Source organism: Clostridium sp. LBM24168, from assembly GCF_052953915.1.
Window position 1 is genome coordinate 1,387,888 of the sequence record NZ_CP196861.1, and the last position, 15,622, is coordinate 1,403,509.

13 protein-coding genes are annotated in these 15,622 nt (G+C 29.5%); 3 read left to right on the forward strand and 10 right to left on the reverse strand.

What is annotated here, in order from left to right; all coding sequences use genetic code 11:
• The first annotated feature begins 79 nt into the window (after window positions 1-79).
• Window positions 80-1,441 carry a B12-binding domain-containing radical SAM protein gene (locus ACSVC9_RS06920; RefSeq protein WP_446899611.1) on the forward strand — a complete coding sequence of 454 codons (1,362 nt, stop codon included), beginning with the start codon at window positions 80-82 and terminating at the stop codon, window positions 1,439-1,441.
• A 61-nt stretch (window positions 1,442-1,502) separates the two neighbouring features.
• On the opposite strand, the gene ACSVC9_RS06925 is transcribed toward ACSVC9_RS06920, so the two are convergent.
• The 4 genes from ACSVC9_RS06925 to ACSVC9_RS06940 all read right to left on the reverse strand — a co-directional run bounded on the left by ACSVC9_RS06925 (window position 1,503) and on the right by ACSVC9_RS06940 (window position 5,565).
• Complete coding sequence (locus ACSVC9_RS06925) at window positions 1,503-2,360, reverse strand: YitT family protein (RefSeq protein ID WP_446899612.1); 858 nt, start codon at window positions 2,358-2,360, stop codon at window positions 1,503-1,505.
• Window positions 2,361-2,627: 267 nt separating this feature from the next.
• Window positions 2,628-3,593: an acyl-CoA dehydratase activase gene (locus ACSVC9_RS06930; protein WP_446899613.1), complete on the reverse strand. Its 966-nt coding sequence runs from the start codon at window positions 3,591-3,593 to the stop codon at window positions 2,628-2,630.
• Window positions 3,581-4,672 (reverse strand): acyl-CoA dehydratase activase-related protein, encoded by a 1,092-nt coding sequence (locus ACSVC9_RS06935; RefSeq protein ID WP_446899614.1) that lies wholly within the window; start codon window positions 4,670-4,672, stop codon window positions 3,581-3,583. Before ACSVC9_RS06935 ends, ACSVC9_RS06930 begins: the two co-directional genes overlap by 13 nt.
• On the reverse strand, window positions 4,669-5,565 hold the full coding sequence (locus ACSVC9_RS06940) for an acyl-CoA dehydratase activase-related protein (RefSeq protein ID WP_446899615.1): 897 nt from the start codon (window positions 5,563-5,565) through the stop codon (window positions 4,669-4,671). Before ACSVC9_RS06940 ends, ACSVC9_RS06935 begins: the two co-directional genes overlap by 4 nt.
• A gap of 699 nt (window positions 5,566-6,264) precedes the next feature.
• Between ACSVC9_RS06940 and ACSVC9_RS06945 the strand changes: the two genes are divergently transcribed.
• Window positions 6,265-7,254 carry a tyrosine recombinase XerC gene (locus tag ACSVC9_RS06945; protein ID WP_446899616.1) on the forward strand — a complete coding sequence of 330 codons (990 nt, stop codon included), beginning with the start codon at window positions 6,265-6,267 and terminating at the stop codon, window positions 7,252-7,254.
• 14 nt (window positions 7,255-7,268) lie between these two features.
• Here the strand turns inward: ACSVC9_RS06945 and ACSVC9_RS06950 are convergent, their stop codons facing one another.
• Window positions 7,269-7,703: a hypothetical protein gene (locus ACSVC9_RS06950; protein WP_446899617.1), complete on the reverse strand. Its 435-nt coding sequence runs from the start codon at window positions 7,701-7,703 to the stop codon at window positions 7,269-7,271.
• 148 nt (window positions 7,704-7,851) lie between these two features.
• Between ACSVC9_RS06950 and lexA the strand changes: the two genes are divergently transcribed.
• On the forward strand, window positions 7,852-8,466 hold the full coding sequence (gene lexA, locus ACSVC9_RS06955; RefSeq protein WP_446899618.1) for a transcriptional repressor LexA: 615 nt from the start codon (window positions 7,852-7,854) through the stop codon (window positions 8,464-8,466).
• Here lexA and ACSVC9_RS06960 read toward each other — a convergent pair whose 3' ends face one another.
• The 5 genes from ACSVC9_RS06960 to mutS form a co-directional block, all read right to left on the reverse strand.
• Window positions 8,467-9,753, reverse strand: coding sequence for a methionine gamma-lyase family protein (locus tag ACSVC9_RS06960; protein WP_446899619.1), 1,287 nt, complete (start codon window positions 9,751-9,753; stop codon window positions 8,467-8,469). It abuts the gene before it with no gap.
• A gap of 83 nt (window positions 9,754-9,836) precedes the next feature.
• Window positions 9,837-10,076 (reverse strand): RNA chaperone Hfq, encoded by a 240-nt coding sequence (gene hfq, locus ACSVC9_RS06965; protein ID WP_446899620.1) that lies wholly within the window; start codon window positions 10,074-10,076, stop codon window positions 9,837-9,839.
• Window positions 10,077-10,156: 80 nt separating this feature from the next.
• Window positions 10,157-11,104 carry a tRNA (adenosine(37)-N6)-dimethylallyltransferase MiaA gene (gene miaA / locus ACSVC9_RS06970; RefSeq protein WP_446899621.1) on the reverse strand — a complete coding sequence of 316 codons (948 nt, stop codon included), beginning with the start codon at window positions 11,102-11,104 and terminating at the stop codon, window positions 10,157-10,159.
• A 27-nt stretch (window positions 11,105-11,131) separates the two neighbouring features.
• Complete coding sequence (gene mutL, locus ACSVC9_RS06975; protein ID WP_446899622.1) at window positions 11,132-12,952, reverse strand: DNA mismatch repair endonuclease MutL; 1,821 nt, start codon at window positions 12,950-12,952, stop codon at window positions 11,132-11,134.
• A gap of 13 nt (window positions 12,953-12,965) precedes the next feature.
• Window positions 12,966-15,590, reverse strand: a complete 2,625-nt coding sequence (gene mutS, locus ACSVC9_RS06980) for a DNA mismatch repair protein MutS (RefSeq protein WP_446899623.1) — start codon at window positions 15,588-15,590, stop codon at window positions 12,966-12,968.
• Between the last annotated feature and the right edge of the window lie 32 nt (window positions 15,591-15,622).

Genomic DNA, 15,622 nt, shown 5'->3' on the forward strand with positions numbered 1-15,622 from the left:
TATAAGATATTTATAAAATTTGTTTAATATTATTTAATGATAATTAAAAATTATAATATATAAAACAGAAGGTGTAAATATGAAAATAGTTTTTATTGTTCCAGCAGCAGACATTCGGAGGAATGTCATATATAGGATTGGAGACAGAATTTATGGACATTCAAATTCTATTATAGGGCCATTGATATTAGGCAAAATTTTAAAAAATGCAGGACATTCTGTAGAGGTGTATGAAGAATTATACAAAGACTTAAATTTTAATAAATTTGAAGATGCAGATTTAATAATGTTAAATACAATGACTTCGTCTTCAACAAGAGCTTACCGTATTGCAGATTATTTTAGAAATGAGAAACATAAAAGGGTGATAATAGGAGGTATACATGCTTCCAGTATGCCGGAAGAAGCATTACTTCATGCTGATCAAGTTATTGTAGGAGAAGGGGAAAGAGTAATTGCTGATGTAGTTAATGGAAAGATTACAGATAAGATAGTCTATTCACGCTGTATAGAAGATTTAGATAGCATACCATATCCGGACTATAGTATTCTTAAAACTCCATGTAAAACAGCTAATGTGATGACTTCAAGAGGATGCCCATTTAGCTGTTCGTTTTGTACTACGTCTAGAATGTTTTATCCATATAGAAAAAGGACACCAGATAATGTAATTGAAGAACTAAAAATATATAAAAAGCAAGGCTTTAAGTATATGAATTTTGAAGATGATAACTTTACTGCAGATAAGGAGAGAGCAAAGGAAATACTCAGAAAAATGATTTCTAATAATCTAATATTTAAAGAAACTTTCTTTTTTGGTAGAACTGATATGGCAAATGATGAAGAATTGCTACAATTGCTTCATGATACTCATTTAAATAGAGTACTTATAGGAATAGAATCTTTAAATCAAAAATCACTAGACGATATAAATAAAAAACAAAAAATTTCTGATATTAAGAATTGTGGCGAAATTCTAAAAAAGTATAAAATAAAGTTAATAGCAAGTTTGGTATTAGGATTAGATAATGATACAAAAGAAGATATAGAAAATGGTGAAAGATTTTGTGAAGAAATAAATGCTTATCAATTTCAGCCGGCCATTTTAACTCCTTTTCCTAAGACGCCTGTTTATGAGTACTATAAAAAAGAAGATCGTATGTTAAATAATGATTGGCAGTATTATGACATGATGGTTGTAAATTTTAAACCTAAAAATATGTCGCCTTATGATTTACAGAGTGAATTTTTTAAAGTTGCAAAATCTTTTTATACTCTTAAATCATCATTTAGTATATTTAAAATTTTTGGATTTATATCAGGAATCAGAAGAATTGGATTATGGGCTGCAGTTAAATTTGGAGAAATATTTTTTAAGAAAAAATCAAATGTAGATAATGGGAACATATATAATACATTAAAAAAGATCTCAGCTAATTGACCATATAAAAAATAATACCGATAATGTCTAGAGTATTATCAGTATTATTTTTGTATTTTATTTAATGGATAGTTTTCTTTTTGAAACTTTTACCGGTTACATCTACATTGCTTATAGTAATAAGAGCTTGTTTATCAAAACCATTTACTATGGATTTAAGCTTGGCTATTTCAAGACGTGATATTATTACGAATATTACATTAGTAGGTACATTGGAATATGCTCCTTTTCCTTCTAAAAGAGTAACTCCTCTTCCTAATCTAGCTAAAAGGGCATCGGTTATTTCCTTGTATTTATCTGAAATTATTATAACCGATTTTGATTCATCTAGACCTTCAGAAGTTATATCAATTAGTTTAAATGCAATAAAATAAGTAACAAGAGAATACATTGCTCTATCCCATCCGAATATCAGTCCAGCACTACTTAATATAAATATATTAATGAACATAACTATTTCACCTACTGAAAATCCGGTTCTTTTATCAAAAATTATCGCAACAATTTCAGTACCATCAGTAGATCCACCGTTTCTTATAACAAGACCTACACCTATTCCAAGAAGTATACCGCCGAATATTGAAGCGAGAAGGGTATCGTTGGTAAAGGCGTTTAAATTTTTAAAGGCTGACACCATTATTGACAGGGAACATACAGAAAATAATGTTGAAATTGTAAATGTTTTTCCAATATGTTTATAACCAATTATTAAAAATGGTATATTTAATATAAAAATAAATAGTCCAAGAGGTAATGTTGTAATATAACTTACCATAATAGATATACCCGTTATACCACCGTCTATTACATTGTTTGGAATTAAGAAAAGCTCTAATCCGATAGCAGCTAAGGTTGTTCCTATATACATAGCTAAAAATTTACTTATTATTGCAATTGGTTTTTGATATTTTTTTGACATTAGATCACATCCTTTATTTAGACTTTTATTTATAACATGCCATATAATAATATTAAAACATACTTATTGTACCAATTATACCAGTATATGAAAACATATAATATATAATTTTTATTAACAATATAATTAATATATTAAATAATTATATATTAATTATATATTAATTATTTGTACTATGTCAAATAAGCATTGGCTTTTATATTATATCTTGTATAAATAATACATAAATTTAGTAATATGATCTAAAATCAATTCATTTACACAATATCATGCAGATATATTATTTTTATTATTCCATCTTCCACATCTATCACCAAAGAAACCTATAATTTCGTTATTCCCAAGTATTTTAACTATTTCACATTTATTCGCACATCCACTGCAGTGAAAACTCTTTGATATAAAATTTTCACCAACCAGATTGAATCCTTTAAATTTAGTTACACTTTTTGTCTTTTCTATATATTCTTTTGCAAGAATTGCAGCTCCTATAGCACCCATGACTTTATAATTTTTAGGTACAATCACATCACAACCGAGTGCTTCCTCAAAGGCAGATTTCATACCTATATTTGCAGCTACACCTCCCTGGAAAAAAATATTCTTTTTTATATCCTTGCCTTTTGCTACATTACTTAAATAATTTCTAACTAATGCATTGCATAATCCATTTATTATATCGCTATTACTATATCCTAATTGTTGCTTGTGAATCATGTCAGATTCTGCAAATACAGCACATCTGCCTGCTATTCTTACTGGAGAAACAGATTTAAGTGCATAAGTTCCAAACTCTTCTATAGGTATATCTAGCCTTTCAGCCTGTCTGTCAAGAAAAGATCCTGTTCCTGCAGCACACACCGTATTCATTGCAAAATCAGAAACAATACCTTTATTCAAAATTATTATTTTTGAATCCTGACCTCCAATTTCAATTATTGTTCTTACATCTCTATCTATATTAAGTGCGGCCACCGCATGAGAAGTTATTTCATTCTTTACCATATCAGCGCCTATAATCGACGAAGCTATTTTTCTTCCACTTCCAGTAGTTCCGACTGCTTTTATTTGTGCATCCTTATATTTACTGTATAGCAGTTTAAACCCTTCCTGAACTGCACTTATTGGTCTTCCTTTAGTTCTTAAATATATTGATTCAATTACATTTATATCTTTATCTACTATAACAATATCAGTACTAACTGATCCTACATCAACACCTATATAATACATTTATTTTTTCTCCTTTCAAGTAAATCTAAAAAAGCTTCAATTCTTGTAATATAACCATCTTCTCCGGTAAGTTCATCTACAACCAGTGTAAGTATTGGAAAATTCTCATTTCTGGATATAGTTGGCAATATGGATTTAGATACTATTTCAGGCATGCATCCCATGGGAAAGATTTGAATAGCTCCATCAAATCCGTCATTTTTTGCAATTATTGCTTCGCCTACACATTCTCTAGCATGCCCACCGATATAAAAAGGCAAATACTTTTTGGAATAACTTTTTATACGAGGTGAATTCAAATTGAAAATAGATAAAAATGTATTTTTTACCCACCAGCTTGGAGTCAAGTGTCTACTTACAGATGTGCCATAATTTAAAAGTTTATCTTCAATAAAAAGATTTGAAAAAGGCTCAATTATTGTATATATTTCTCCGATTATAGCTATTTTAAGTGGATTTTTATTTTTATCTGTTACAACCCCATCTATTTTTCTTTTATAGTATTCTAAAGTCGATAACATTTCATATGGAGAATTGCATTTTATGGCAGCTCTTTTGCATTTATTCAAGATATTTTTACATTCACCTATGTTAACTTCATATCCTGATATATATTTTGCCTTTTTTTCAATATAGTCTATCAAATTTATTATTTTAAAGCCAGAAAATAGTATTTTTAATTTTTCATGATTAGGCTTGTTGCTTTCATTGTTTATTTCAGATAATCTTCTCATAAATTCTTTCATGCCTATATCATTAGGTGAATCAATGACTATAAAATTTAAATCGTATCCTAATTTTTTTAAAATATTCATTTGAAGTTCACAATATTCACCAAATCTGCAGGGCCCACAGCTTCCAACTAGGAGTATAGTATCTGCCCCTTTTTTTATGCTTTCTATATATGAACCAATCATTATTTTAAACGGCAAACAAATTTCTTCAGGTGAATAAAGACATCCATTCTCTAAAATAGTTTTATTACTTTCTGGTGGAAGTACATAGTCTATACCAAGTCCGTCAAATACAGCCTTTGCTGCAAAAATTGTGTTTCCAAGGTTGGGAAAAGTTATTTTCATTTTACACATCTCCTCTTTAACATATCTGAAAAAGCCTCCAATCTAGTATCAAAACCGGCCTCACCAGTTTGTTCATCTATCTTAAGTATTAACATAGGGAAGTCTTCCAGTTTACTTTTTATCAATTCAATTATTATAGAATCTATACCACAGGAAAAAGAGGAGACATATACAATTCCATCTATCTTTTTATGAATTGCCATATAAGTGGAAAAACCATAAGAATTTTTTGCAAAAGTCCAAAAAGGTCTTTTAAACAAGTCTCTGGACTGATCATCTATATTAGACTTATTTAAATATTCTTCTGTCAGGAGTCCTATACCAAGTGTCTTTAATTTTTTTACTACATTCATATTGGCAAATTTGTCATATATGTTATATGGATGACCTACTAATGCGACTCTTATTGGAAAAGAATCGTCTTTTATACCAAATTTAAAATTCATCTGTGCTTTTAGTGCTACTTTATAAGCATCATTTATTTTTAGAAGATTCTTAGTAAACAGTAAGCCGGTTTTTCTAATCCATGGCTCAAATTTAATTTTTGAAAAAGCATAAATAGGAGTAGAAATAATAGGCGGCATATCAGGTATGCTGTTTTTCACCATTTCAGGTAGGCCACAAAATTTCGGACATATGAACTCTTTTTTGTTTAACTGCATTATTCTGGGAATAAGTACAATATCGCACTTATCTTTTATGTAGGCTACATGCCCATGAAATATTTTTATAGGAAGGCATGCTTCGTCTACGCAGTATTTAGTTCCTAAGTTAAGTATATTTTCATTTGTATCAGGTGATATTATGATCTTTGCACCTAACTCTTTAAAAAATGTGTTTAAAAACGGGAAATATCTACAATATAATAATCCATTCGGTATACCAACTATCATATAAATATACTGCTAAAGTTTATGTTGATAAATTAGCAGAATACCTCCTTTACTAGTATAATCATAAATTTGTATTAATCTATTAGTATATTTTACCTTATTATGCAAAAAATATACAAAAGTTAATAAAGTCATTAAATAAAATTAAAAATCAATTTATTTGAAAATAAAACTTTTAAAATCCCTTTAAACGAGCAGAAATACATTTTAAAGACATTTCATTTTTTTATTTTCAAAATAATGCATTACAAATTTCTATATAATAATACAATATATTCAAAAATATACTTTATTATTAAAGTCAACAGAATAAAAGTGCAAAAAGGCGAAAAATGAATTAACAGCCTTATTAACACATTGTGGAAGCATATTAATTTCATAAATGCTCACTTAATTTCCACAATATGTTAATAACTCACTTTTTCCAAAATGAATTGAAGATATTATAAAAAATCATTTTCAAATCTAAAACTAATTGATAATATTATCAATTGAATAAATATAGATTTATAATCGACATTTTATAGACAAAATGTTTATAATTGATACATAAAATTTGTTTAGTAGTATAATATTAATAGATTATTTACTTTATATAAGAAGGATTTTTTTATTTTTTATAGAAATTATTATAATAAATATATTCGCTAAATAATCATTTAGCGAAGTTATACATTTTTATAGAAGGGGGAATACTAAATGCATTATAATCTTCAACATATATATGATAAAAAGCTTCCTAAATGTCTAAATGATTTTCTAAATTATCTTGGAACTATACGTGGGAAATCAATAAATACTCTTGATGGTTATAAAGTTGATCTAACAATGTTTTTTAAATTTTTAAAACTTTATAGAAATTTGGTTCCTAAAGATTGTGATTTCCAGAATATCTGTATATCCGATATAAATAACGAAATTTTAAATAGTATAGACTTGAGCGATTTATATGCATACATATCTTTTGCAGAAAAATATAGGAACAACGGAACTTATGCAAGAGCTAGAAAAGTTGCTTCACTCAAATCATTCTTTAAATATCTGTACAACAAGTCAAAAATTATATCTGAAAATCCTGCAGATGAGTTGGAATCTCCAAAAATAGATAGGAGAAATCCAATCTATCTGACTCTTGATGAAAGCAAGGAACTTTTGAAATCAATAGATGGAAGGTTTAAGGAAAGAGATTACTGTATGATAACCTTGTTTCTAAATTGTGGAATGAGACTTTCAGAGTTATGTAGTATTAATATATCTAATATAAAGAATGACACTCTTACTGTTATAGGAAAGGGAAACAAGGAAAGGACAATTTATTTAAACAATGCATGTTTGAAATCATTAAACAGATATTTGACAATAAGAAATTCAGAATATGGTAAAATCAAAGATAAAGATGCCCTTTTCATAAGTAAAAATTACAGAAGAATAAACAAAAGATCTGTAGAGATAATATTAAAAAAGTATTTAAAAAAGGCCGGACTTGATGATAAAAAATACACTCCACACAAATTAAGGCATACTGCTGCTACATTGATGTATAAGTATGGCAATGTAGACATAAGAAGTCTTCAAAAGATATTAGGCCATGAAAATGTATCTACTACACAGATATATACACATGTAGATGATGAAAAATTAAGAGAAGCTGTAAATTCGAATCCACTAAGTGATGAAGATGATCTTTAAATCAGAATCAGTCCCTATTTAGATTGATTCTGATCGTTTATATGCTTTTTTTCTATTCTGATAAATCCTGGATATTCTTCATGTGCCAGCTTTTTAAAGTCATTTTCATTCTCAAGAATCTCAGATAACCCATCTATATCGTCTATATATTGTATAGTATCTATATCAAAAATGTCTGTATTACTTTCTAAACCTTCATTGATAGAAGATTCATCTACTAAGTGAGAATGAATTTCTATATTAGTTTTATCATCTTCAATGTAGTCTTCTACTTCATTCTCGTCTTCAATTATACTATCTATTTTTATAGCTCTCATATCATACCCTTCCATTTCGAGGCATTTACCACAATTGTTGCATTTTTTATTTGGATTTAAATCGCATACATTACATTCTCCACAGTTATTACAAGATTTTTCACTATCAAATATACAAGATTTTTTATTCATATTTTCCTCCTAGACATTTATATTAAATTTATAGCCTAAAACCTAGTATAGAATATAAATTTGAGAATTGTCAATAATAGAACATAAGTTTGTTATTATATATCATATATGATATAATTCAAGTTAATAAAATGCAAGGAGTGTTTTTATGTTGAAAAAAAAACAAAGTAGTGAAAAACAATTAGAAATATTTAAATATATAAAATCATATGTTGAACAAAAAGGTTACCCTCCTTCTGTTAGAGAAATATGTTCAGCTGTAGGAGCAAAGTCAACATCTACCGTTCATAGACATTTAGAAAAATTAGAAAAGGATGGATATATAAAGAGAGACGCAGCAAAACCCAGGACAATAGAAATTGTAGCAGACCTTTCAAATAAAAAAGAAATGATAAATATACCTATTATTGGCACTATAGCTGCTGGTAAACCAATTCTTGCAGTGGAAAATATAGAGGATACATTCCCACTTCCAATAGATTATATAAAAAATAGGGAACAACTTTTCATGCTTAAAATTCATGGTGAAAGCATGATAAATGCAGGTATTCTCAATGGTGATTTGGCTATAATTGAAAAGACAAATTCAGCTGAAAATGGAGAAATAATAGCTGCATTGATTGAAAATGAGGCCACTTTAAAGAGATTTTTTAAAGAAAGTGACCATATAAGACTTCAGCCTGAAAATGAAACCATGAAACCAATAATAGTACCTGATTGTACTATTATTGGAAAATTAGTTGGACTTTATAGAGAATATTAATTATTTATTGTAAATATTCGATAATGCTATAAGTATACCTATTTTAGCATGATCAAAGGTAAGACCTCCCTGTAGATATGCTATATAAGGCTCTCTTATAGGTGCGTCTGCAGATAATTCTATTGAAGAGCCTTGAATAAAGGCTCCTGCAGCCATTATGACTTGATCTGAATATCCAGGCATATCCCAGGGTTCACATTGTACAAAAGAGTCTATAGGTGAGCCCTTTTGAATTCCCTTGCAAAATTTTATCAATTTATCTTTGTCATTGAATTTAATTGCCTGAATTATATCACTGCGTTTATCAGTATATGCTGGAAGTACAGGAAATCCCGCAAGTTCCATTATTCTAGAACAAAACAAGGCACCTTTTAATGCTTCAATTGCCACATGCGGAGCAAAAAATAATCCTTGATAAAGCTGTCTCATAATTCCAAAAGTAGAACCACACTCACCGCCTATACCAGGTACCGTCAACCTATAGGAGGCCTGAGTTACATATTTTTCTCTACCGACAATATATCCACCAGTCGGAGCTATTCCTCCACCTATATTTTTTATAAGTGATCCTGCTGCCAGATCCGCACCTACATCTGTTGGTTCTATTGTATCTATAAATTCTCCATAACAATTGTCAACAAGACATATTAAATTAGGATTTATATTCTTTACAAAATCAATTATTTCCTTTATTTCAGATATCAGAAGAGCCTTTCTCCAACCATATCCAGTAGATCTTTGTATATGTACCAATTTTATAGAACTATTATTTTTAAGGTGCTTTTCTATAGAGTCAAAATCTATGCTGCCGTTATTTTTTAAGTCTACCTGTTCATAATTAATTCCATATTCCCTAAGAGAACCTATTTTTTTATTTCCATCTATACCTATTATTCCATGAAGTGTATCATAAGGTTTGCCGCATACTGAAAGCAAAGTATCACCAGTCCTTAAATTTCCAAATAGTGCACAGCCGATTGCATGAGTTCCATTTACAAAATGAGGTCTTACAATAGCGCTTTCGGAGTTGAATATGCGGGCATAAACCTTGTCGAGAGAATCTCTTCCTATGTCGCCATACCCATACCCTGATGAGTTAGTAAAATGTGATTCACTTATTTTTTCTTCTTGAAATGCATTGAGAACCTTAAGCTGATTATATTCTCTTATATCATCATAATATTTGAACTGGTCTTCAATATCATATAGTGCTTTTTCATATAAATCCAATACAGTTTCATTTATTTTGTATGTATTCCTAAGTTTTTCTTTAGTTGTTTTTAACAAAGTTAATTTCCCTCCCGAATATGCATATTATACTAAACTTTGTATCAGAACATAAAAAAGAATAGGCATTATGCCTAATCTTTTTATTCCCCTTCCTGTATAGTGCTGAATAAAACTGGTTTGAAAGGTGTAATTGTAGATATTGCATGTTTATATATCATCATTTGTTTACCATCTACATCTAATATAACTGTGAAGTTGTCAAATCCTTTTACACTACCTTTAATTTGAAAACCATTAGTTAAATGTATGGTTACTGGAGTCTTATTTTTTCTTGCTCCATTTAAAAATATATCTTGTAAATTATTTATTGGTTTACCCATACTTCTCCCCCTTCCACAGGTTTATATAATATCATAAAATTCTCTTAATTTCTTTGCTGATAAATATATTATACCAGTATTTAACTTTTAAACAAGTTTTTCATAGAATAAAATTTGTTTATTATATAGCTTGAAACAGCATTGTTGTCCTTAAAATCATCTTTATTTATCCAGTTTACCCTTCTATCTTTCCTAAACCACGTTAGTTGTCTCTTTGCATAATTTCTACTTCTTTTTTTAATTAACCTTATTGATTCATCTAGAGATATTTTACCATCAAGATAGCCGAGAATTTCCTTGTAACCTATTCCTTTCATAGATTGCATTGAAGAATTGTATCCCATGGACTTAAGCCTTTTTACCTCATCTATAAGTCCCTCTGAAATCATTATATCTACCCTCTCATTTATTCTACTATACAATTTTTCTCTATTCATAGTTAGTACAAAATAATATATATTATAGGGTATATCATATATATTATTTCCACTATTGAATTCACTCATTGTTTTTCCAGTTAGCTTATATACTTCAAGTGCCCGTATTACTCTCTTCAGATCATTTGGGTATAATCTTTTAAATGATTCAGGATCTATATCTTTTAAAAGAGAATGTACATATTCCTTCCCATTTTTTAAAGAGAGCTCTTCAAGATATTTCCTATAATTTCTGTCAACATTGGCTTCAGTAAAATCATAGTTGAATATAAGTGAATTTACATAAAAACCAGTTCCTCCGACCATCATTGGAAGCTTTTTATAATTGTGTATTTTACTTATACACTCACCTGCCATGAGCTTGTATTTTAGAACATTGAAATCGTCCTCTGGAGAAACAATATCTATCATATGATGTATAATTCCCTGCATTTCATCTTTTTTTATCTTTGCGGAACCAATATCCATATATTTGTATATTTGCATAGAATCTGCAGATATTATTTCTCCATTCAGTTTTTTTGCGATTTTTATGGATATGTCCGTTTTCCCTATGGCTGTAGGTCCTGCAAGTATGAATAGATCAATCATTGTATCCTCCTAATTTTAATGTCTTTTCTATTGTATTCTTTTAAACTTTTTCTCTAGATCCGTGGTGGTAATTTTTATTATAGTAGGCCTTCCGTGAGGACAATTAAATGGATCATCTATGAATCGCAGATTTTCGATGAGATCCTCCATTTCAATTTGTGACATGTTATCATGTGCTTTTATGGCAGATTTACATGCCATAGTTGCTATAAGATGATATTTTACTTCCCAAGTTTCTCCAGATCCCATATTTTTTAGATTATCAAGCATATCTGTAAATAAATTTTTTATATCTGGTTTCCCAAGTATTACGGGAACTTCTCTTATAGATACAGTGTTTTCACCAAATAATTCTATATCAAAACCAGCTCTTTTGAATATCTCCTTATTATCAATATAGAATGAATAATCATAAACTGTAAGTTCTATAATTACAGGCGAGATCAAGAGTTGTGATACTACACTGTCTTGTATCATATCTTTTTTGTATTTTTCAAATAATATCTTTTCATGGGCAGCGTGCTGATCTATAAGATACAGTATATTATGAGCTTCCCCTATTATATAAGTGTTGTTGAATTGACCTATTATTCTTAACCTGGGAAACTTTGGTTCATAGTTAAATTTGCTTTCATCTTTTTCAATGTCTTCTTTTTCAGGTTTTGTAATTGGTGCATCTGATGTTTCAAAACTATGATAGGAAGTTTCTTTTATATTTTGATCCTCGTAATTTGAAGTATTATATGTACCATATTCATAAGATTTCAAATCAATTGGAATCTGTACGACATCCTTATTATGATTATTAATATTGTCTTCAGGTTCGTCATCTTCAATCTCTACAGTGAATGAATCCTTCAGGCTACTTCTAAGAGTATCATGTACTGCATCAAATATAAACTTGAATATTGCCCCTGAATCACTGAACTTTATTTCGGATTTAGACGGGTGAACATTTACATCTATATATTCGGGAAATATATCTAAAAATATTATAAAAAAGGGGAATTTATTTATGGTTAGAAAAGACTTGAAGGCTCTTTCTACAGCTGTAGTTATGGACTTATCCTTTATATAACGCCTATTTACAAAAATGCTCTGATTATTCCTGCTGCCGCGGCTAATTGTAGAATTTCCTATATATCCATATACTGAAGCTATGTCTCCATGCTTTTCTATAGGAACAATGTTTTCGTAGATATTCTTACCATAAATAGATCTTATTGCATCAGTAAGTTTTCCAGTGCCAAAAGTTGTAGTAGATTTTTTACCATTGTTGAAAAATTTAAAAGAAATTGATGGATTTGCAAGAGCAAGTCTGGATATAATATCTGATATATAGGCAGTTTCTCTGCTTTTGGATTTTAAGAATTTCTGTCTTGCAGGCACATTAAAAAATAAATCAGATACTTCAACGGTTGTACCTTTATTACAGGCTGTATCCTGAAAATTATCTATTTTACCAGCATTTATATATATTTCTTTTCCATAATCCATGTCATTTATTCTGCTTTTGAGCTTTATCTTGGAAACAGAGGCTATACTTGAGAGAGCTTCTCCTCTAAATCCCATGGTGTTTATTTTAAAAATATCATCTATAATTTTTATTTTGCTGGTTGAATGAGGAAGAAAAGCTTTTTTTATATCATCAGGGTGAATACCTGTCCCGTCATCTACAACTCTTATAAATTTTTGACCACCTTCAAATATTTCAACGGTTATATTTTTAGACTCAGAATCAATACTGTTTTCAACCAATTCTTTAACCACAGAAGCTGGACGTTCTATTACTTCACCTGCTGCAATTTTATTGGTGGTTTTTATATCAAGCAAATTTATTCTTTTCATAGTAATCAATCCTTTATTCTGACATTGATTTTACCATTTTTATTATATCATAAAGTTTATTAAAACCATCCATGGGTGTCATATTTAATATATCTATATCGGAGATTTTTTTTATTACATTTTGCATCTCTATATCCAGTATATTCATTTGAACTATGGATTCATCTTTAATTTTATCAGTCTTATTCCCCTTAGAATTTACCAGGTCATGTATACTTATATCGTTTTTTTTGGTTTCAAGATTGTTCAAGATTTCTCTTGCTCTATTTATTAAATTATCAGGAAGTCCTGCAAGTTTTGCAACTTCTATTCCATAAGACTGATCCGCCCCACCAGGTACAATTTTTCTTAAGAATATAACTTCATCATCCATTTCTTTTACAGCTACAGAATAATTTTTAACTCCATGAATGTTTCCTTCAAGTTCTGTCAGTTCATGATAATGGGTGGCAAATAATGTTTTACATCTGAGTTTTTTATTGTTGCATATATATTCAATTACAGCCATAGCTATGCTTAATCCATCGTAGGTACTGGTACCCCTTCCAACTTCGTCTAAAAGTACCAGGCTTTTGTTCGTGGCATTTCTGAGTATATTTGATACTTCCCACATTTCTACCATAAAAGTACTTTTACCGGATGCAAGATCATCAGATGCCCCTATTCTTGTAAATATCTTATCGCAGATTGAAATAACAGCAGATTTTGCTGGTACGAAACTACCTATTTGAGCCATGATTACAATTAATGCTATTTGTCTCATATAGGTAGATTTTCCTGCCATATTAGGACCAGTTATAAGCAAAAGCTGGTTTTGGTCAGTATCAATGTACGTGTCATTGGATACAAAGCTGCCTTCTTCAAGCATTTTTTCTACTACAGGATGTCTTCCTTCCATTATGGAAATTTCATCTTTGGAAGTTATTTCAGGCTTGCAGTAGTTGTTTTCAAGTGCAGTTGCTGCCAGAGAACTTAAACAGTCAAGTTCTGAAATTATTTTTGCAGTATTTTGCATTCTATTTACTTGCTTCTCTATAGCATTTCTTATTTTTACAAATATAGTATACTCAAGATTTATAAGGCGCTCCTCTGCCTTTAATATTTTATCTTCCATTTCTTTCAGCCTTGGAGTTACATATCTCTCTGCATTTGAAAGAGTCTGCTTTCTTATATATCGTCCTTCAGGTACAAGATCTAGATTACTCTTTGTTACTTCTATATAGTATCCAAAAACTTTATTATATCCTATCTTTAAAGATTTTATCCCAGTTTCTTTTCTTTCATTGCTTTCAAGAGAGGCTATCCATTTTTTACCGTTGATTTTAATATCTTTTAATTCATCTATTTCTGAATTGTACCCCTTTTTTATGATATTTCCTTCTTTTATGGATATAGGAGGATCTTCTATTATGGATTTATCTATAATCTCATATATATCCCTCAATTCGTCTAGATCCAAGTACATATTTTTAAGCAAGTCACTCTTGAAATTTGATATTATGGATTTTATGGAAGGTATTTTTTCTATTGAATTCTTTAAAAAAACTAGTTCTTTTGCATTTACACTCTGAGAAGATATTTTCCCTACTAGTCTTTCAATATCATATATACTTTTAAGAGCAGTTTTAAGATCTTCATGACAGGATATATTGTTTAGAATTTCCTCTACCGCATTTAGTCTCATCTCTATTTCTCTCTTATTTATGAGAGGCTGCTCCACCCATCTCCTAAGTTGCCTTCCTCCCATAGCTGTATTTGTCCTGTCAATTACCCATAAAAGAGATGCTTTTTTCTTTTTCTCCATTAAACTTTCAGTAAGCTCAAGATTTTTTCTCGAATTTGAATCTATAGTCATATAGTCCACTATATTATAATACTTAATTTTATTTATATGTGAAAGAGAATTTTTTTGCGTTTCCATTATATATTTTAAAAGCACTCCACAACATTTAACTAAAGTTCCACTTGAATTTTTAGAGTTAAAATTATCAAATTGTTTTTTCAGGATCTCATGGAAGTCGTAATCAAAGTATTTTTCATCTAATAGAGTAAAAGAGCCTTTAAAGATTGTACCAATGTTTTCATATAGTTTATTATCGATGTTTTTCTGTATTAGTATCTCTCTAGGATTGTACTTTGATATTTCATTTAAAATAGTTGAAAAGTTTAAGTATGAATCGGTGCAATTAAATTCTCCTGTAGATATATCTGAAAAACAGATTGAAAATTTTTTGCTTTCAGAATCTATGTAAAGTCCTGCTATATAATTATTTTTATTTTCTTCTAAAAATGCAGGGTCTGTATATGTCCCCGGAGTTATTATTTTTATAATTCCCCTTTTGACTATTCCTTTTGCCATGGCGGGATCTTCTAGCTGTTCACATATGGCTATTTTATAACCCTTGCTTATTAGTCTTCCTATATAATTATCAGCTGCATGATATGGTATACCACACATAGGAGCCCTCTCTTTAAGACCACAATCTCTTCCTGTAAGAACCAATTCAAGTTCTTTTGATGCAAGTTCGGCATCCTCAAAAAACATCTCATAGAAATCTCCTAATCTAAAGAATAATATACAGTCCTTGTGTTTTTCCTTAACATCCAGATACTGCTGCATCATAGGAGTTAGTGACATACTTTGTTTCTGATTACAAGGTCGTTAAATTG

Excerpts from the sequence above, each read along its gene's own strand:
- ACSVC9_RS06920 (WP_446899611.1), top strand. The coding sequence starts at position 80 with ATGAAAATAGTTTTTATTGTTCCAGCAGCAGACATTCGGAGGAATGTC.
- ACSVC9_RS06925 (WP_446899612.1), bottom strand. The coding sequence starts at position 2,360 with ATGTCAAAAAAATATCAAAAACCAATTGCAATAATAAGTAAATTTTTA.
- ACSVC9_RS06930 (WP_446899613.1), bottom strand. The coding sequence starts at position 3,593 with ATGTATTATATAGGTGTTGATGTAGGATCAGTTAGTACTGATATTGTT.
- ACSVC9_RS06935 (WP_446899614.1), bottom strand. The coding sequence starts at position 4,672 with ATGAAAATAACTTTTCCCAACCTTGGAAACACAATTTTTGCAGCAAAG.
- ACSVC9_RS06940 (WP_446899615.1), bottom strand. The coding sequence starts at position 5,565 with ATGATAGTTGGTATACCGAATGGATTATTATATTGTAGATATTTCCCG.
- ACSVC9_RS06945 (WP_446899616.1), top strand. The coding sequence starts at position 6,265 with ATGCATTATAATCTTCAACATATATATGATAAAAAGCTTCCTAAATGT.
- ACSVC9_RS06950 (WP_446899617.1), bottom strand. The coding sequence starts at position 7,703 with ATGAATAAAAAATCTTGTATATTTGATAGTGAAAAATCTTGTAATAAC.
- lexA (WP_446899618.1), top strand. The coding sequence starts at position 7,852 with ATGTTGAAAAAAAAACAAAGTAGTGAAAAACAATTAGAAATATTTAAA.
- hfq (WP_446899620.1), bottom strand. The coding sequence starts at position 10,076 with ATGGGTAAACCAATAAATAATTTACAAGATATATTTTTAAATGGAGCA.
- miaA (WP_446899621.1), bottom strand. The coding sequence starts at position 11,104 with ATGATTGATCTATTCATACTTGCAGGACCTACAGCCATAGGGAAAACG.
- mutL (WP_446899622.1), bottom strand. The coding sequence starts at position 12,952 with ATGAAAAGAATAAATTTGCTTGATATAAAAACCACCAATAAAATTGCA.
- mutS (WP_446899623.1), bottom strand. The coding sequence starts at position 15,590 with ATGTCACTAACTCCTATGATGCAGCAGTATCTGGATGTTAAGGAAAAA.